Genomic DNA, 18,026 nt, shown 5'->3' with positions numbered 1-18,026 from the left:
TTCGTTAAATTGCTAAAATATTTATGCAGACTGGTACTAGTTAACGAAAAAGGGCCGATATCGGCCCTTTTTTGATTTGTAAAATTGCTTATTAAGTATTAACGCTTACTGCCTGTAGTGACTCGCTTTGGTAGCATCCTAAAATACGTACATATTGGGTGTGCTCTTTAAGTTCTTCTAGCGCTTCTTTTACTTGGCTTTCAGCTAAGTTTGCTTCTAGGTCAACATAAAAAACTTCTTCCCACGGATTGCCCGGAGTAGGGCGAGATTCAAGTTTTACTAAATTAATCTTATGCTGCTTAAAAATCATTAACGCATCGGCTAGTGAGCCCGCTTGTTGTTTTGTCGACATGATCAAACTAGTTTTAGTTGGAATTTGGTTAGACACTTGTAGAGGCTTACGTGCAACAACAATAAAGCGGCTATGGTTTTCGCTTTGATTAGCTAGGTTTGATTTAATAACCTCAAGCCCGACGTTTTTCCCCGCTTGTGCAGAGCCAATTGCAGCACTGTATGGTGTGTTCAGAGCTGATTGTAGCGCGCTTGATGTTGAGTCACATGTTTCGTGTTGTAAATCACCTAAGCCCTGTAAAAAGCGGCTGCACTGCGCAAATGGTTGTGGGTGTGCAAATATTTTTGTTAGTTGACTAAGTTCAGTATCAGGGTTGGCGAGTAAGCAATGCTCTACACTGTGAGTTACTTCTCCAACAATAGACACTTGCGCGTGCTGTAATAAGTCAAACACCTCGTTAATACTGCCAGAGCTTGTGTTTTCAATGGGTAATAAACCAAAATCAGCTTGGCCGTTTTCTACTTTACCTGTTATTTCGTCAAACGATGTACAGCCAATTTCAACTAATTTACCCGGGCGGCGGCTAAAATATTTATGGCATGCTAGTTGGCTATAAGAACCCTGACCACCTAAGTAAGTTACACGGTGTGTTTCACTAAGGGCATCTGGATTCAGATTTTTTTGTAACATTGCTTGTTGGTGTAAAACAGAGTCTTCCAAAATAGTTTGAAAAACATTATTCACGTAGTAAGCATCTAAACCTAATGATTTACCATAACCAATCAGTTTCTCTAAAAGTGCGAGTTCACGTGCTTCATCGCGAATTGGTTTGTTGTTAGCAATTTTATACTCAACCACACCGTGGCTAATACGACGACGTTTAGCTAATAACACGAGTAAATCGGAGTCTATTTCATTTATATCGTGTCTTAGCGCATTTAATACATCATTTGTCATTTTGGTATCCTCATTCCAAAAGTAGGCTGTTATTACACAGCAAAAACAAAAAAGCCTCCCGGTTGGGAGGCTTTACTATTCGATTGATTTTATCTCACAAACAGGGAAGCCTCTTCTATATAAAGAAGCTAAAAAACGAAAAAAAAGTGCGAGAGATAAATATGTTCATGCAGTTAATGTATGGAGAGTTGCTACCAATGTCAATAAAGATCTAAATAAGCTTAGAGTACTATTTATTTCCCTATATTAGTTTTTATAGAAAGTTTACAAATAATTTATAAATATGAATGCGGATCTGGTATATTTCGTTAACTGGTTCAAATAATAACAATTATTAATAATTAAGGTTGACCCGTGGTTTACAGACGCCCTCCATCGCGTTTTGGATTGAATTCTTTAAGTGTAAAACTATCGCTACTCATATCCGCTATTTGCTTAATAGCTGGGGTATGTGCGGCTGCCTTAATGCTTAAATCTGAAGAGAAACAACTCGTTTTTGAAGAACACGAAGTTTTAAAAAGCTCGACAGATTTATTAGTGAAGCAATTTAATGAGCGCATTAAAACAAAAGTAAATATTGCTCAGCAAGCTAATAACGTAGTAACACAACAACTTTTTCAACCCAATTCACCAATTAATTTAAGCAATAAATCACAGTTACAATTTAATAGTGACGGTACGATTCGAAGTGCCTCGGCTGATGGTTTATCAGCAGCATTTTTACCACAGCAAAATTACTCTCCTTTTTATAAACGCCTATTTAATGATTCTGAGATGCTGTGGCGTATAATTTCTCCTACACTGGTACACGACTTTTTTAACTTTTATCTAATAACAGATGATGATTTTATTCGTGTTTCTCCTCCAAATTGGGCATTAAACGCACCTGCCGACTTTAGAGCAACGAATGGCTCAACTTATAAATCGATTAAAAGTACGCTTGAAACAGTAAGAGAGCCTGCATGGTCAAAAGTCTATTACGATACAGTATGGCGCAAATGGGTTATTAGCTTACTAGTGCCTGTTTATGTCGATAATGAGTTTTTAGGTGTGACGGGGAGCGATATTTCCCTCAACAAACTTATTTCGTTTTTACCTGTTGGTGATAAAGAAAAACACCTACTTGTGTTTGATAGTAAAGGGCAATTGTTAGCACACCCAGATTTAAATCCGACCTTACTAGCTGACTATGGTAGCGATAATAAAGCACTTGCTACTAACGAATTTGTAAACCCAGCGCTGCAGTCGATTATTGACGATGTAATTGCGGTGAAGTTACCTGAATACGCAAATTCGTTTGAAAAAAATGACGAAGCTCATATTATCAATATTCGTAAGATTGATGACTTAGATTGGTACATAGGGGTATATAAAAAGCGTTCATCGACGTTATCTGCATTACAAGATTTAAAACTGAAGTTTTTTGGTCTCTTTATTTTATACGCAATATTAGTTGCCTTATTGCTGCATCAAGCGCTTTATCAACTAGTCCTTCGCCGTTTACATACTTTGGTTTATGCAGTTACAAGTTTTGGCAAAGGTCAATTAACTACAGAATTCCCACCAGAAAACAAAGATGAAATTGGCACGCTTAATGGCTCATTTAGAGACATGACGGTAGAAATTCGCAAACTTATCGATGGCTTAAACCAGAGAATTACAGAAAAAGAAATTGCTGAAAAAGCAGCTAACCGTTTATCTAAAGCGGTAGCATTCTCGGGCACTGGGGTTGTGATCACCGATGAGAAATTTGTAATTGAATACGTAAATCCAAAAATGCTCGAAATGACAGGCTACCCAGAAAGTCATTTTAATAGAGCACCATTACTTAATATTATTGCCTCAGAAATGTCTATTTTAGTTGAAGATATAGACATAGATCTACGCAGCCGTAATTACTGGCGCGGTGATACATTAATTCAAGGCTTGAATAAAGAGCCAATTTGGGTATCTTTAAGTGTTTCGCCAATTCGTGAAGAGGGCGGTGAAATAACCAGCTATGTAGCATCTGCACAAGACATTTCGTTTGTCAAAGAAAGCCAGCGTAAAATGGAGCAGCTTGCTTACTTTGACACCCTTACTGGTCTTGCCAACAGAACGTTTTTTAGAATGCAATTACGTAAATCAATGGCATTAGCAGAACGCGGGCATTATGCATTTGCTTTGTTTTACTTTGATTTAGACGAATTTAAACGTATTAACGATACATTAGGCCACGATGCCGGCGATCAATTATTAATTGAAGTGGCAAACAGACTTAAAAAACGTTTACGAGCCGAGGACACCATAGCGCGCTTAGGTGGTGATGAATTTGCAGTGTTGCTCAGTGGTATAGAAAGCCAAGCTCACGCGACTGATGTTGCCAATACAATTCAAAAAACACTGAATGTGCCTATAAAACTAGGTAGTAATGAAGTTATTGTGAGCGCTAGTATTGGTATTACAATGGCTCCGTACGATAGCCTAGAAGAAGATCAGTTATTAAAACATGCTGACTTAGCAATGTATGAAGCAAAAGCAAAAGGGCGTAATACATTCCATTTTTATAGCCAAGAATTGAACGCAGCCGCTAATGAGCGTTTATTTATTGAAAATGAGCTACGTATAGGTCTAAAAGAAAAACAGTTTGTAGTTTACTACCAACCTCAAGTTGATAGTCGCACTCATCAGGTCATTGGCTATGAAGCGTTATTAAGATGGTTCCACCCAACCGAAGGCGCAATCCCTCCAGATAAATTTATTCCTATTGCAGAAGCGACAGGCCTTATAGTTGAATTAGGCGAATGGGTGCTTCAAGAGTCTTGTGATTTTGCTGTAAGATTAACAAAGCAAGGTCTAGAAAATAATATATCGATAAACTTATCGGCTCGCCAGTTCAAAGACTCAAGCTTAGTCTCAACACTGAGTAAAATGATAATTAGGACGGGTGTTTCGGCTAAGCGCCTTCATTTAGAGCTTACCGAAAGTATGCTAATGGGAAATGTAGAAGCTGCAATTACACAACTCCACGAGCTTAAAGCCTTAGGTATATCTATTTCTATTGATGATTTTGGTACTGGCTATTCGTCACTCAGTTACTTAAAACGATTCCCGGTTGATATATTGAAAATTGATCGTTCATTTGTAAAAGATATTCCTGAGGATACAAATGATATGGAGATCACTGCAGCTATTATTGCCATGGCGCAAAAGTTAAAGCTAGACGTGGTCGCAGAAGGGGTTGAGACAATAGAGCAGATGCAGTTTTTACAAAATAATAACTGCTTCATTGTACAAGGCTATTATTTTAGTAAACCAATTGCTGAACACGAACTGCCAAAATTGTATGAAAGGTTAAATGAACTCTCGAATAGCGAAGTAAGTAGTTAATAAAATTGCGGGTTAACCACCCGCAATTTTAACTTTAAATTTTAACGCTTCTAAAATGGCTTTTAGTTTATCGCGGTCATCACCTTGCACTTCAATAATGCCTTCTTTTACTGCGCCGCCTTGGCCCATTTTGCTTTTTATAGTTTTAGCTAACTTTTTTAAATCATGATCTTTTGGATCAATGCCTACAACTAACATTACGCCTTTGCCTTTACGTCCTTTTGTTTGACGCTCAATGCGAATAAAACCATCTTTAAAAAGCTTAGCTTCTAACTCTTTTTCTGGTTTTGGCTGGTCAATGCGACCCGTACTTGTTGAATATACTAAGTGACTATCACTCATACCTTACCTTTATGGATAAAAATTAATTAAATATTGGCGTAAATGATAGCAAATTTGAAGTTGTGTGTTTTTCTTTTTGCTAAATACTTTTAACAGGTTATATTTAGTTCAAAGGAAATATTATTGGAGTTTAATATGAGTTTAACTAAGAATGAATCAGTCGATGGCACTACATTAACAATACAAATCAAAGGTAAATTTGACTTTAATTTAGTGCAATCTTTTCGCCAAGCTTATGCCCAAATGAGCGAAAAAACAGTAAAGGTTATTATTGATTTAAGAGAGACTGACTACATGGATAGCTCAGCACTTGGCATGTTACTTAACATGAAAAAAACCATTGATAGCCAAGTGAAAACTATTGAAATAAGCAATTGCCAACCTCAGCTTAGAAAAATTCTACAAATTTCACGTTTTGATAAAAAGTTTGATATTAGCTAATGATACATGTGTTAATTGTAGATGATCAGGCGCTCAATCGCATTTTACTAAGTAAAATGCTTGAGCAAGAGGGTTATAAAATATCAGTGGCTTATAACGGGCTAGATGCGCTTAATGTACTTAAAGGAGAGCAAATAGACGTTGTTTTACTCGATGTTTTAATGCCTGTAATGGATGGTTTTGAAGCCGCTGAAAAAATAAAGCAGCAATATAGTGAAGTTTACTTACCAATTATTTTTATAACCTCCTTAGACGATCAAGCAAGTTTTGAGCACTGCCTCGAGGTAGGCGGTGATGACTTTATTCATAAACCATTTGAAAAAGTTATTTTGCATGCAAAAATTAAAGCACATATTCGCACCAGAGAGCTGAGTAAAAAAGCAAACCAGCAAAAAAAATTGCTTGAATATCATCACAATCAAATTGAACGTGAACACGAAATAATTGAGCATATTTTTAATAACTCATTAGAAAACCAAGGTAAGTTTAAAGAGTATTTAGATTTTAATTTATCACCTGCCTCTATGTTTAATGGCGATATGTTTTTAGTAGCGCAAAGTCCAATCGGTAATTTGTATTGCATGCTGGGAGATTTTACGGGGCACGGCCTAGCTGCAGCTATTGGTGCATTACCAACTTCTCGTGTGTTTTATACTATGGTACAAAAAGGCATGGCGGTTAACGATATTGCCAGCGAGCTAAATACACTACTGTACAACCTCCTACCTGGGCATATGTTTTGTGCTGCAACCATTATAGAGCTTAGTGCATCAGGTAAAAGTGTTTCTGCATGGATGGGCGGCCTGCCAGATGCGTACCTAATAGATAAAGACGGTAATGTAAAACAAACATTAGAATCGCAGCATATGGCGCTGGGGATTTTAGATGAACAAGAATTTGAATATGAAGTTATCCATTTTGAAACAAATAGTAATACACGCCTAGTATTAGCAACCGACGGTATTATAGAAACGGCAAACAAAGAGGATATATTTTTTGGGGAAGAGCGATTTTTACAAACCTTAAAAAATAAATCGATGATTAGTAGTGAAGACATAGTTGCTAATGTTACTAAGTTTGCTGATGGTACGAAACAGCAAGACGATTTAAGCATTGTTTTACTAAACTGCTTGCCTTTAATTCCTGTGGAACAAGAGCGAGAAGCATTTTCTACTTTAGCTTTTAATTTGTCTTTGAGCTTAAACTCAGAGCAAATAAAAAAAACAGACCCCGTTTACGACGTCGTTAATATTTTAAGCAGTGTGGAGGGGTTAAATACCCATCGCTCTAATATATTTTTACTGTTGTCTGAGGCTTACAACAATGCGCTTGATCATGGTGTATTAGGACTTAACTCAGAAATTAAAAAACAAGAGGACGGCTTTTTTCGATATTACGAGTTGAGAGAGGCTGCCCTTGCTAAACTTACAGATGCCATGATTATTATTGATATGCGCTATTGCCCCGACACGCTCAGTTTATATTTTATTATTTGTGATTCAGGTCGAGGGTTTAGTAGTAAGCACGATGAGTTGGCAAAGGCTAATAACGAATTTGGCAGAGGGGTGTCTTTATTAGAAGAAATAGCCGAAAAAGTCACTTATAACGCCAGTGGTAACCAAGTTGAAATGTGCTACAAGTTGAGCTAGCTCTGTAAAAATATCCATGCTATTATTCTCGAAACTTTAGATGTATGGATGGCCAAATGATTTCTTCTTACTTAAAACAAGCACAACTTAGTGCTAATCCAGCTTTGATTTCAACAGAGCTTGAAAAGCTTGATCTACATTTAGCAAACACTGCTTTGCCTGATGTGTGTTGGGAGTATCAAATACCTGAGCTTGGCGAGGGCGGTGCATGTAGTTTATTTGGTTACTTACAAGATGAGCCATTCAAATTAACTGACTATATTAAAAATGATGAGCAAACACAGTTTAAGCTGGCTACTTTACAAAGTATTGTAAGCTACATTGAGCAGCAAACAGGCGTTGATTGGTATGGTATTTATCAATCAACTAATACCCCCGAAGGTAATCAACTATTAAAATTGGCTTATCATGGTGCGCCTAGTCGTCCGTTGTTTCCTTTAACGCAAGCATTTGCGGCTGGCAGTAACAACGTACAGGTTGCGCTATCTCACAAGGGCCGCATTATTAATAACGTTGAGGCGTATTTATCACAAGGTGGTGAATACTACACATGCGATCCTAAAGTTAAATCAGAAACCTGCCTACCTTTATTTAATGCACAAAATGAATGCGTTGGTATTGTAGATGCAGAAGCCTTTAAAAATGATTTTTTTGATGAAAAGACGCTTGCCGTTTTAATTGCATGTTGTATTAAAATTCCTCACTTTGTAGTGTAAATAACGCTAGTCAATATGATGTGCTTTTATGTTAAGCTTAGCTTAACAGCTAACCCCTAAATAACGATAAGAGATAGCCAATGTTCTCAGTATTAAAACCATTACCAACAGATCCTATTCTTGGCCTTATGGCGGCCTATAAACAAGATACAAACCCTAATAAAATTGATTTAGGTGTAGGTGTCTACAAAGATGAGCAAGGCAATACACCGGTTCTTAAAGCGGTTAAAAAAGCTGAAGCGTTTCGTCTTGAAAACGAAATGAGCAAATCTTACATTGGTTTAGCGGGTAATTTAGATTACTGCCAAAAAATGGAGCAGTTACTATTAGGTGAGCATCAAGTATTACTAGCTAACCGCGTACGTACTGCGCAAGCTCCTGGTGGTACGGGTGCACTTCGTGTTGCAGCTGAATTTATTAAGCGTTGTAATACAGACGCAACTGTTTGGGTAACTAACCCAACATGGGCTAACCATATTAGCTTGTTTGAAGCTGCAGGCTTAACAGTAAAAGAATACCCATATTACGATTACGAAAATAAAGATTTATTGTTTGATGAAATGATCAACACACTTAAACAAGTGCCTAAAGGTGATGTGGTTTTACTGCATGCATGTTGTCACAACCCAAGCGGTATGGATTTAAACGAAACACAGTGGAACACGGTTGCCGAACTGGCAAAAGAAGTTGGCTTTACACCACTTGTTGATATTGCGTACCAAGGCTTTGGTGCTTCACTTGAAGAAGATGCACGTGGCTTACGTATTTTAGCTGATGCAGTAGAAGAGCTAATTATTTGTTCTTCATGTTCTAAAAACTTTGGCTTATACCGCGAGCGTATTGGTGCATGTTCACTAATTGCAAAAGACAGCGCAACAGCAGATATTTCAAACTCTGTAATGCTAAGCGTTGTACGTAGTATTTACTCAATGCCGCCAGCGCATGGTGCTGACATTGTTAATACTATTTTAAGCAGTACAGAGCTTACACAATTGTGGCACTCTGAGCTTGATGAAATGCGTAGTCGTATAAATGGCTTACGTAGCTTAATTAAAGAAAGCTTAGCAACTAAAGATATTGCTCAAGACTTCTCATTTATTGAACGCCAAAACGGTATGTTTTCTTTCTTAGGTATTAATAAAGAGCAAATTGCTCGCCTACAAAAAGAATACGGCATTTACATAGTTGGCTCTAGCCGCGTAAATGTTGCAGGTGTTAGTCATTCAAATATTGAATACTTTTCAAATGCTGTAGCTGACGTTTGTAAATAAACGCAGTTAATATAAAAAACCGCACATCATTACTAATGATGTGCGGTTTTTTATTATCTAAATTTAAACAAACAGCAGCAATCTTTAACCGATAGCAGGAATAAGCCCCGCCATTTGCATAAACTGCGCAGCAATAATAGTTATGCCACATATAGCTGCTATACCAAGCCCAACATTCCCACTTTTAACTTGGTAGCCTGTTTTATTTGATGTTGTACGCTGTTTATAAACCATTGCTACAGGCAAAAATATTGCCAGTACAACAAGTGCTATTGCAGCGTACCCTAAGGCCATAATAAAGCCTTGAGGATAAAACAATGCAAAGCCAAGTGGCGGAATAAACGTAATTAAGGCCGTTTTAATTCGGTCTGTTTTATTGTCACCCTTTTTAAATGCATCAGCAAAAAAATCAAATAACCCTAAACTCACCCCTAAAAATGATGTCGCAAGTGCTAAATCAGCAAATAACTTAACGGCCGTTGCCACACTTGGGTTATGCGCAATACTTGCCACGCTAGATACAAACCCATTAAGACCTTGGCTGTTGAGTAAATCAGCTTGGCTCATAATACCTTGGCTAAGTAGTTGCCAAAAAATATAAATGACTAAAGGTAGGGCGGCTCCAGCAATCATTACTTTGCGCAGTACTTTTATTTCAACACCAACATATTTAACAATAGAGGGGATAGATCCATGAAAGCCAAACGAAGTAAATATAACCGGTATAGCTGAAAGGATTAACCCTTGCTCCACAGGCATCTCTAATAAATGCTTACCTTGCACATAAGGGGTAAGCATGTAAAACAAGCTAGCTAATACAATAATTTTTATTGTAAATAACACTCTGTTTAGTTTATCTACCTTGCTAGTGCCTAGCGTTACCACACTTGCAATAATAACAGCGAGGATTACAGAGCCAAACTGTGGGGCTATATTTACATCAAAGCCTATATTTATACGCGCTTGGAGTTGTGCACCACCACCTGCAATATAAGCAGCGCATAAAGCGTAAAATAAAAAAACCATCGAAAAATTCGCAATATATTGTCCGCGTTTTCCAAGCCATAATTTAGCCAATGTATTTAATGTAGCATCGCGTGGTGCATATTGGTGTAGCTCTAACATGAGTAGTGCGGTGTAGGTCATTAGTAACCAGCTAGCAATTATTAATGCAAGTGCAGTACTAAACCCAAGCCCGGCAGATGCAATTGGCAATGCCAACATACCCGCACCAATAGTGGTGCCTGCAACAATTAACATGCTTCCAGTTGTTTTATTTTTAAGCACTTAATTACCTTAATTATTATTAATATTGATGCACCATATAACTAGTTGCTCAAATCTCAAATAGTTTTGTAATAAAAGAGCAGTATTAAAATGTAACTTACAATTTACAACTGTATTTATTAAGGACTTTGGTGTTTAAAAAGTACTAAAACACGGTAGTGAGCGTATAATTTATTCTTTGTTTTATTGATTCATATAAAGCGTAGGGATGGCACGTGCAAGTTAAAGTATCGTATTTTTTCATGGTTCTTATATGGTCTACTACACCACTGGGTATCGTGTGGAGTAGTGAAACTGTATCGCCAACACTTGCAGTGTTAATGCGAATGCTGGTGGGGCTATTGTTAGGCGGCTTAATTGTTGCCATTACAAATATTAGAGTGCCTTGGAGCAAAAATGCATGCTTACTTTATTTTTATTCGAGTATAGGTATTTTTGGCGGTATGTTGCTGAGCTATATGGCAGCTAAAACAGTCCCTTCTGGTATTATTTCGCTTATGTTTGGCCTTGCACCTATTTTGTCGGGGTTGCTTGCTCAGCAATTATTAAATGAACCTAAATTTAGCCCGATTAAATTAGTTGCGTTAGCGTGCGCCTTAATTGGCTTATATTTTGTTAGTTATAACCAAGTACAAAACTCGCAAACTCAAGGGCTCGGGTTACTTTATGTGTTTATGGCTGTCTGCTTTTTTAGTTTAAGTGGTGTGATGATCAAGCGTGTGCAGATTGCGATTCACCCTATGGCAACAACATTTGGTGCCTTAGTTTTTGTAACCCCACTCTTTTTTATTGCTTGGTGGTTATTAGATGGTGAGTTGCATATACAAAACTGGAGTGCAAAATCATTGTGGGCTATTGGTTATCTAGGAATATTTGGATCTTTAGTAGGGGCTTTGGCGTATTTTCATGTGCTGCAAAACCTAAATGCAAGCACGGTATCACTTACTACACTTATAACTCCTAGCTTTGCGTTAGCCTTGGGAGCTTGGCTAAATAATGAGTCATTAAGCCAAGAACTAATAATTGGTGCGGTTATTATTTTAATTAGTCTAGGTTTTTTCCAATTTGGTGATAAGTTTTTAAAGCGAAAGAAAGTAAACACAAATTAGCTTTACTACATTTTTTCTATTTGAATAATTAAACGACGGTTTTTGTCTCGGCTTAAAATGTTATCGTTATTATCAACAAAGCGTTTTTCGCCCAAACCGGTTGTTTGTACTTTTGTTTCATCAACACCCAAGCTCACCATATAATCTTTTATAGTTTTGGCGCGCTTGCGCGATAAATCTAAGTTATTCCAGCGTCCGCCATAACTATCTGTGTATGAGTCAATACTAATGGACTCTATGCTTGCATCATTTTTTAAATACTCAGCAATCTTATCAAGACGTTGTTGCGAGGATTTAGTTAATTTACTGCTGTTAGATTGATAGTTCATTACAGTAAACGAAATATCTTCAAAGCTGTAAGGGAGTAGCTCATCACGGCATTGTAAAAAAGCCCAGTAAGCTTGTTTAAAGTTTACGCTCGATATACCAACGGCAATTTTATCGGCACTGTTTTGCCAGTCTTGATAATAAAAAGTAGGGTAGTAGCCTTTTTCAAGCTCGGTAAGCATTTCCCATGCGGTTTTATTGCCTAGCTCGCCATCAAACTTTTTAAGTAATTTCATATTTGCAATATCGCGAGCGGGCAACCCTGCACGCCATGTAGGTGGCACTGCTTTTAAACCTGCAATTGCGTAGTTATCTGGGCGTACAACCATATCTAAATTAAATGTTAAGTTTTTATTTTTACTTGCTGAAGCTTTAAATATAGCTTCACCGTAATAAGGAACCTCATGATTTAACTGGCATTGTAAGCGCGTTGTTTTAACGACTTCCCAGTTGGAGTTGTCTTGGGTTGCTGTGTATTGGCGCATAGCAGCTTGCGAGTGAGTACTGCAAAGCACCGCACTTATACTAAGGCTAATAAATAACAACTTATACTTCATGGTGCTCTCCAGCTATCCGGGAATGCCAATAATTTGGCAAATTAACGACTGCAATGATTAGTTTGTTCTCTGTATAACTAACTTATAAGTTAAAGCAAGTTATGTGCCTACAATTTTAAAGCAATAAATACTTAAATACCCTAGCCTAGGGGGCATCAATTTTGACATAATAGTCAGCTTACACGTATAAACAAAGAAGACTATGGCAAATACTGAGCAAACACCTTTCGCAAAACGCTTTCGTGGATTTTTTCCTGTTGTTATTGATGTTGAAACTGCAGGTTTTAACAAAGAAACAGATGCCTTGTTAGAAATAGCAGCCTCTGTTTTAAAAATGGATGACGAAGGACTGCTCAGCATAGATCATACTGTTCATTTTCATGTTCAGCCATTCGAAGGCGCTAATATAGAACAAGCAGCCATCGACTTTAACGGTATAGACCCGTTTTCACCATTACGTGGCGCAGTACCTGAAGATGAAGTAATTAAAGAAATATGTAAAGTAGTACGCAAAGCGCAAAAGGCTGCTGGGTGCCAACGCTCAGTTATTGTGGCGCATAATGCCGCATTCGATCATGGCTTTTTAAATGCAGCAATAGAGCGTAATAACATTAAGCGTACGCCATTTCACCCGTTCGTAAGCTTTGATACAACATCTTTAGCGGGTTTAGCGTTAGGGCAAACTGTATTAGCAAAAGCATGTAGAGCGGCTGGTATCGAGTTTGATAACAGCCAAGCGCACTCAGCACTTTACGACACAGAACGTACAGCTGAGCTTTATTGTTTAATAGTAAACCGCTGGCAGCAATTAGGTGGTTGGCCATTAGCGCCAACCGACGACGCTGATGCTGAAGTTGAAACTGAAAATGACGAAGAAACTAAAACGTCTGAGTAATTTTACCCTCAGTTAGCTTAACTAGGTGGGGCGGGTAAATACGCGAAAATTGTTTAGAATCTTTCGCTATTTTAAGCTCCACACCAGGGTGCATTAATTCATTTACTTTTAAACGGCTACTGGCAAGTAATTGCACTATTTTTTGCTTAATAAGTAGTTTTTGACGATGAATATGCGCAGAGCGTATTTTTATATGCTTTTCATTTTCAGTTATCTTATTCATGAATTGCTGACGCTGAGCAGCCCCCGCAATTTTACTCGCTTTTTCGCGAGCTTGTTGTAAAGCGGTTACTTTAGTCGCAAGTACTTTTTCAAAATCGGTGATTTGTATTTGCTTTTGGCGAAGCTCAAACCAGAGTTGCGCTAAAAACACGCGCGTTTTAGTACCGGCTGGCGCGCCTAGCTCACCTGTTTCAATGCGCATAGCATCTAAAATATTACCGCCAATAATTTTACCTCGCGGGTCATTTGCTTTACCTACACGTATTAATCGCCTAGCACTTAAATCACAATGCAGAGCTTGGCGTTCAATAAATAAATCTTGTTCGGATTTAATGTTGCAGTACTGGGCATAACCAATCGAAATAGTTCGCTGAGCGGTTATACAGCACGTAAATGCTTCCTCGCCTTCACGTTTTCGGCCAATTGCGCCAAGCATTATGGTTACCGCACTTTTACTTTCAACAGTTCCTGATTCTACAAAACCAAGTACCGTAATATCACCGTTGGCTTTTACACGCATGCCGTCTTTAATATCACCAGTAATAATTACGCTACCATCAAAATCAACATGGCCTGTACTTACATCTACGTTATCAAAGCATAAAACGTCATCTACACGCATACCACGGGGTAGGGCAACGGGCACACCTTTGCAGTCGGCAATAAGCATATTAGGATTATTAGGATCTACTTTTGTACCTTCGAAAGGCTGGAGTTGGTGATCTTTACCTGGTTTTGCACTAATTGAATCGCCAAATACCGTATAGCCTTCTTCTCCAGGGGTAGCTGCAATACGCTGCATTAAGGGAGTGCCAGGTTTTACGGTGATAATAGCGCCAAGGTTTTTCATATCAACCTTACCGCCTTCTTTAGCTTGTGGGCTAAGTACTCGGTCTTGAGCTGTTGAGCATAAACGCACAAATTTGGCATCGCTGCCTTCTTTTGGATTGCGCCCATGTGCAATTATGGCACTGTAAGAGCTTCCTGCTGGTTGCTCAAACTGCTGGCCTAAAAAGGTATCAAGCGCACGAGGGCTTATTCCTTTTTTAACACCTGCATCAGCAAGTGCTTTTTGCGCGCCTTCCATAGACAAAAGTGCGCCACCTTTAGCGGTAGTTAATGTTGCTTCTGCGACCATGTTTTTTTCATCAATATTAATGACAAGCGACGCATCTACAGCTCTAGCAACGACAAGCGATATTGCCTGATAATTTTTAGTTGGCGCAAAAAGCTTTCCAATATTGGCAATGACAGCTTCGTACTCACTAAACTCAGATTGCTCTAGCATTTGCGTTAACTGAGTACTTGTAACAGGAAAACCACTATCAATAGGGTGACTTTCTAAAGAGACAAACCCCGTACTTTTATCAAATGAAAAAACCGACATTTATTAATTCCCTACTCTATGCCTGTTATTATTTTTATTTTTTACAACTAAAGGTTTAGAAATAGCAAAAACCTTAACTCCTCATTTGAACACAGGTTAAACACATTGTTAAGTAAATGTTTATATAGGCTTGCATAAACTAAATTTTGGTTACTTAATACGCGATTGGTACATACAATTAAAATAAAGCGTTACTAGGCCTTGAGTATCAGTACTTTACTCAGTTATACTGTTTGCACGCTCTGAATTGAGTTACTAATTCAGGGGCTGATTAGGATTCGACGGAATTCAAGAAGCCCAAGGTGCATGTCGAGGTGCGGTTTGCCTCGTTAAACAGCCGCAACCTAAAGTAATCGCAAACGACGATAACTACTCTCTAGCAGCTTAGGCTGGCTAGCGCTCCTTCCATGTATTCTTGTGGACTGGATTTTGGAGTGTCACCCTAACACCTGATCGCGACGGAAACCCTGGCCGGGGTTGAAGCGCTAAAACTAAGCGGCCTCGCCTTTATTTACCGTGTTTGTCCGGGACTTAAAGGTTAATTAAATGACAATACTAAACATGTAGTACCGACGGTCGAGGCTTTTCGGACGGGGGTTCAAATCCCCCCAGCTCCACCAATAAAGGTTTTTGAACTCGTTATTCGAAAACCATAAGAAACCCGCAAATTTGTTAATCCAGATTTGCGGGTTTTTTTATGCTTATAATTTTATTAATGCAATTGATTTGTTTTGTAGTCTCAGGAGTTAATAATACGGTATTGCATGACGGCTTAAAATTAACAGCTTTAGATAGTTGATTTATTAGATAGTAACCAAAAATATCTATATCACACAGTTGCAATTGGCAGGTTAATTAAACTTTTTAATATTAAGAAAGTGCATTATTCAATATAAATCGTGCCAATCACCCCAAAGCCTTTTTGCCTTAACAGCTAAATTTATATAATATCATTTGTTAAATAACGGATTAACTGAGTCTTACAAAAAATGGAATTATATGTCACTCCCAAACAGACCAAAATCCCTCCATAATTTAGACTTAAGAATCAAGCACGTATTTGAAGTAAAAGCATTCAATTGCGATTACTGCTTCAAAGGTTAAATCCACTTACTTTTAGGATGAAATGTATGGCGTTAACAGATGCTGTTATTAACAAAAATGATAAACGACATAATAATGGCCCTGTAGTTGATGATGTTGCTATAGATGAAATTGACTTTTATATCGCTGAATACACTAAAAGGATGACTAATTTTGCAGCTAAGAAAATGATTAATGAAAGGTTTACGTTTGTATCGCTTGTAATTGTCTTGCTATCAGCTGGTTTAATCTACTCACCATTCTTATTTGGTGTTGATGTTTTAGAGTATGGCTACTCTAGGTTGATTGTCAGTTTGTTTCTCAGTATTGCAGGTATGATTTTATTTGTTAGCTACTTGGTTAATAGACTTAAAGGCTATACCAGAGCATGGAGCAGAAATCGCTTAATGAAAGAGCAGCTGGAAATTTTAGTTCGCGAATATCGTTTGGGTATTCGAGATAAAAACGTATCTACAGATCGCCATTATATAAACATCGAGCAAGAAAATATCTTATCTAAGTTATTCGAACTTGAATCAAAAAATAGAATCGAAACTCACGCAGATATAGTTGGTGATTACATCGCAGCACATGAAGGTGTGTTCAGCTGGGTTAAAGGACTAAGGAAATAATAAAAATGACAACAAAATATATTTTAGATTTGAGTAAAGAAGAATACCTCGATAACTTTGTCGTATTAGATGAAAAGATCAATGATAAAGAGTTTTGGCAATATGAAGCACGCGATAAATTAGTTGAAAAGCTAAACTTGTTTTTAGGTGACGCTAAAAAATATAAACAAGCAAGAAGTAAAAATAAATCTAAAACTTGGTTATCACACAATGCGATATTGGTAACAGGTCAGCGCGGAACGGGTAAAACAGTATTTCTGAGAAACTGTGAAGCAATGTGGGATGTGCATTGTAAACAAGCGCTAAAAAGTCAGTCAGAAATTTATTTTCTTGAATCGATTGATCCAACAATGCTCAGCGATCAAGATAATTTTGCTAACGTTATTATTGCGCAGATATATAGTGAAGTAGAGACAACGCTTAACTCTGGAAATAATTGTAATGTAAACGAAGGCTTAAAAAGTGACTTTTATAAAAAATTAAAAAAACTAGCAGATGCTTTAGGAAAAAAAGAAGAGTTCGAGGGTTGTACTGGTATTGATAAAGTTTTGCAGTATAAATCAGGCATTAATGTCGAAAGGTATTTTCACGACTTTGTTGAAAGCTCAATTCATATTTTAGGTACCCAAGCACTTGCGTTACCTATTGATGATGTGGATATGGCTTTAGATAGAGCCTATGAAGTTGTAGATGAAGTACGAAGGCTGTTAGGTTGCCCTTATATTATACCTATCGTGAGTGGTGATTTTAGCCTGTATGAACAAATGGTACATGTTCATTTTGATGAAAAAGCATATCGAGAGAAAACTGAAAACAAAGATCTAATAGCTAAAGGAAAAAACCTTCGCGGATTCAAATCTGAAGTGCATAACGTTTAGGCGGCTTTAGCCGCCAAGTGATCCTGCATCAATTTTGCAGGCGTTTCAAATCCAAGTGTCTTCCTCGGACGATTATTAAGTTGCTCAAGTACGGGTATAACTTGTGCTGGTGTTACCGCCTTAAAATCTGTGCTCTTCGGCCAATACTGACGTAGTAATCCATTCGTGTTTTCATTCAATCCGCGCTCCCATGAGTGATAAGGGTGAGCAAAATAAACAGGTACACTTAAAGCCTCTGTGATTTGCTCGTGATAAGCGAACTCTTTTCCATTGTCAGCTGTGATGCTATGAAGCGCTGACCTATATGGCCTTAATAGTTCTATCGTCGCCGCAGTGACGGCTTCCGCTGTTTTTCCTGCCACCTGAGTTGATACAGTGAATTGGGTAACCCGCTCTACAATGGTAACAAGGGCGCCTCGATGACCTTTGCCTATGACGGTATCTATTTCCCAATCTCCGATACGGCCTTTCTCATCAACTATTTGTGGGCGCTCTTCAATGCTAACGCGATTTTTTATTTGCCCTCGGTTTGTTTTACCATGACTGCGCTTGTGATATTTCTTACCGTGTCGGCGCAGATGTAGGTATAACTCACCACCTGCTTTTTTATCT

Annotated in this window: 15 protein-coding genes, 1 other RNA gene and 1 other annotated feature; of the genes, 10 read left to right on the top strand and 6 right to left on the bottom strand. The window is 37.9% G+C overall.

The genetic code is table 11. The features are described from left to right. Positions 1 to 91: 91 nt before the first annotated feature. A complete protein-coding gene (locus L659_RS0101815; RefSeq protein WP_007581410.1) occupies positions 92 to 1,249 on the bottom strand; it encodes a chorismate mutase in 1,158 nt (385 codons plus the stop codon). 44 nt (positions 1,250 to 1,293) lie between these two features. Beyond that, positions 1,294 to 1,411 (bottom strand) — a sequence feature (Phe leader region). Positions 1,412 to 1,603: 192 nt separating this feature from the next. On the opposite strand from L659_RS0101815, the gene L659_RS0101810 reads away from it, so the two are divergent. Further along, positions 1,604 to 4,618, top strand: a complete 3,015-nt coding sequence (locus L659_RS0101810; protein WP_024589409.1) for a bifunctional diguanylate cyclase/phosphodiesterase — start codon at positions 1,604 to 1,606, stop codon at positions 4,616 to 4,618. A 12-nt stretch (positions 4,619 to 4,630) separates the two neighbouring features. Here the strand turns inward: L659_RS0101810 and L659_RS0101805 are convergent, their stop codons facing one another. Beyond that, on the bottom strand, positions 4,631 to 4,960 hold the full coding sequence (locus L659_RS0101805; RefSeq protein WP_007581414.1) for a translation initiation factor: 330 nt from the start codon (positions 4,958 to 4,960) through the stop codon (positions 4,631 to 4,633). Positions 4,961 to 5,095: 135 nt separating this feature from the next. Here L659_RS0101805 and L659_RS0101800 point away from each other — a divergent pair, with 135 nt between their 5' ends. The 4 genes from L659_RS0101800 to L659_RS0101785 all read left to right on the top strand — a co-directional run bounded on the left by L659_RS0101800 (position 5,096) and on the right by L659_RS0101785 (position 9,037). Continuing rightward, positions 5,096 to 5,401 carry an STAS domain-containing protein gene (locus L659_RS0101800; protein WP_002962948.1) on the top strand — a complete coding sequence of 102 codons (306 nt, stop codon included), beginning with the start codon at positions 5,096 to 5,098 and terminating at the stop codon, positions 5,399 to 5,401. Further along, the gene (locus L659_RS0101795) at positions 5,401 to 7,050 is read left to right on the top strand and encodes a SpoIIE family protein phosphatase (RefSeq protein WP_024589408.1); all 1,650 of its coding nucleotides are present in this window, start codon (positions 5,401 to 5,403) and stop codon (positions 7,048 to 7,050) included. Before L659_RS0101800 ends, L659_RS0101795 begins: the two co-directional genes overlap by 1 nt. A 56-nt stretch (positions 7,051 to 7,106) precedes the next feature. Then, on the top strand, positions 7,107 to 7,766 hold the full coding sequence (locus L659_RS0101790; protein WP_024589407.1) for a GAF domain-containing protein: 660 nt from the start codon (positions 7,107 to 7,109) through the stop codon (positions 7,764 to 7,766). Between the two features lie 80 nt (positions 7,767 to 7,846). Beyond that, positions 7,847 to 9,037: an amino acid aminotransferase gene (locus tag L659_RS0101785; RefSeq protein WP_010554636.1), complete on the top strand. Its 1,191-nt coding sequence runs from the start codon at positions 7,847 to 7,849 to the stop codon at positions 9,035 to 9,037. 84 nt (positions 9,038 to 9,121) lie between these two features. Here L659_RS0101785 and L659_RS0101780 read toward each other — a convergent pair whose 3' ends face one another. Next, on the bottom strand, positions 9,122 to 10,324 hold the full coding sequence (locus L659_RS0101780) for an aromatic amino acid transport family protein (protein WP_010554637.1): 1,203 nt from the start codon (positions 10,322 to 10,324) through the stop codon (positions 9,122 to 9,124). A gap of 215 nt (positions 10,325 to 10,539) precedes the next feature. Between L659_RS0101780 and L659_RS0101775 the strand changes: the two genes are divergently transcribed. Next, on the top strand, positions 10,540 to 11,433 hold the full coding sequence (locus L659_RS0101775; protein ID WP_024589406.1) for a DMT family transporter: 894 nt from the start codon (positions 10,540 to 10,542) through the stop codon (positions 11,431 to 11,433). A gap of 5 nt (positions 11,434 to 11,438) precedes the next feature. Here L659_RS0101775 and L659_RS0101770 read toward each other — a convergent pair whose 3' ends face one another. Continuing rightward, positions 11,439 to 12,317, bottom strand: a complete 879-nt coding sequence (locus L659_RS0101770) for a flagellar protein MotY (protein ID WP_024589405.1) — start codon at positions 12,315 to 12,317, stop codon at positions 11,439 to 11,441. Positions 12,318 to 12,519: 202 nt separating this feature from the next. Here L659_RS0101770 and rnt point away from each other — a divergent pair, with 202 nt between their 5' ends. Beyond that, the gene (gene rnt / locus L659_RS0101765; RefSeq protein ID WP_024589404.1) at positions 12,520 to 13,212 is read left to right on the top strand and encodes a ribonuclease T; all 693 of its coding nucleotides are present in this window, start codon (positions 12,520 to 12,522) and stop codon (positions 13,210 to 13,212) included. Here rnt and L659_RS0101760 read toward each other — a convergent pair. After that, a complete protein-coding gene (locus L659_RS0101760; protein WP_024589403.1) occupies positions 13,196 to 14,821 on the bottom strand; it encodes a DUF342 domain-containing protein in 1,626 nt (541 codons plus the stop codon). The genes rnt and L659_RS0101760 overlap by 17 nt on opposite strands. Before the next feature lie 263 nt (positions 14,822 to 15,084). Here L659_RS0101760 and ssrA point away from each other — a divergent pair. The 3 genes from ssrA to L659_RS0101750 all read left to right on the top strand — a co-directional run bounded on the left by ssrA (position 15,085) and on the right by L659_RS0101750 (position 17,414). After that, positions 15,085 to 15,441: a transfer-messenger RNA gene (ssrA, locus tag L659_RS1000000123330) on the top strand. A gap of 510 nt (positions 15,442 to 15,951) precedes the next feature. Then, positions 15,952 to 16,536 (top strand): hypothetical protein, encoded by a 585-nt coding sequence (locus L659_RS0101755; RefSeq protein ID WP_024589402.1) that lies wholly within the window; start codon positions 15,952 to 15,954, stop codon positions 16,534 to 16,536. Positions 16,537 to 16,541: 5 nt separating this feature from the next. Next, positions 16,542 to 17,414 (top strand): hypothetical protein, encoded by an 873-nt coding sequence (locus tag L659_RS0101750; RefSeq protein ID WP_024589401.1) that lies wholly within the window; start codon positions 16,542 to 16,544, stop codon positions 17,412 to 17,414. Here L659_RS0101750 and L659_RS0101745 read toward each other — a convergent pair. Continuing rightward, the coding region (locus tag L659_RS0101745; RefSeq protein WP_024589359.1) for an IS30 family transposase at positions 17,411 to 18,026 on the bottom strand (616 nt) is incomplete at its 5' end. The genes L659_RS0101750 and L659_RS0101745 overlap by 4 nt on opposite strands.

This window comes from Pseudoalteromonas sp. S8-8, assembly GCF_000497875.1.
Taxonomy (GTDB): domain Bacteria; phylum Pseudomonadota; class Gammaproteobacteria; order Enterobacterales; family Alteromonadaceae; genus Pseudoalteromonas; species Pseudoalteromonas arctica.
The sequence above is the reverse complement of the archived record's forward strand: the minus strand, read 5'-3'. Positions and strand labels throughout refer to the sequence as shown.

Excerpts from the sequence above, each read along its gene's own strand:
- L659_RS0101815 (WP_007581410.1), bottom strand. The coding sequence starts at position 1,249 with ATGACAAATGATGTATTAAATGCGCTAAGACACGATATAAATGAAATA.
- L659_RS0101805 (WP_007581414.1), bottom strand. The coding sequence starts at position 4,960 with ATGAGTGATAGTCACTTAGTATATTCAACAAGTACGGGTCGCATTGAC.
- L659_RS0101800 (WP_002962948.1), top strand. The coding sequence starts at position 5,096 with ATGAGTTTAACTAAGAATGAATCAGTCGATGGCACTACATTAACAATA.
- L659_RS0101795 (WP_024589408.1), top strand. The coding sequence starts at position 5,401 with ATGATACATGTGTTAATTGTAGATGATCAGGCGCTCAATCGCATTTTA.
- L659_RS0101790 (WP_024589407.1), top strand. The coding sequence starts at position 7,107 with ATGATTTCTTCTTACTTAAAACAAGCACAACTTAGTGCTAATCCAGCT.
- L659_RS0101785 (WP_010554636.1), top strand. The coding sequence starts at position 7,847 with ATGTTCTCAGTATTAAAACCATTACCAACAGATCCTATTCTTGGCCTT.
- L659_RS0101770 (WP_024589405.1), bottom strand. The coding sequence starts at position 12,317 with ATGAAGTATAAGTTGTTATTTATTAGCCTTAGTATAAGTGCGGTGCTT.
- rnt (WP_024589404.1), top strand. The coding sequence starts at position 12,520 with ATGGCAAATACTGAGCAAACACCTTTCGCAAAACGCTTTCGTGGATTT.
- L659_RS0101760 (WP_024589403.1), bottom strand. The coding sequence starts at position 14,821 with ATGTCGGTTTTTTCATTTGATAAAAGTACGGGGTTTGTCTCTTTAGAA.
- L659_RS0101755 (WP_024589402.1), top strand. The coding sequence starts at position 15,952 with ATGGCGTTAACAGATGCTGTTATTAACAAAAATGATAAACGACATAAT.
- L659_RS0101750 (WP_024589401.1), top strand. The coding sequence starts at position 16,542 with ATGACAACAAAATATATTTTAGATTTGAGTAAAGAAGAATACCTCGAT.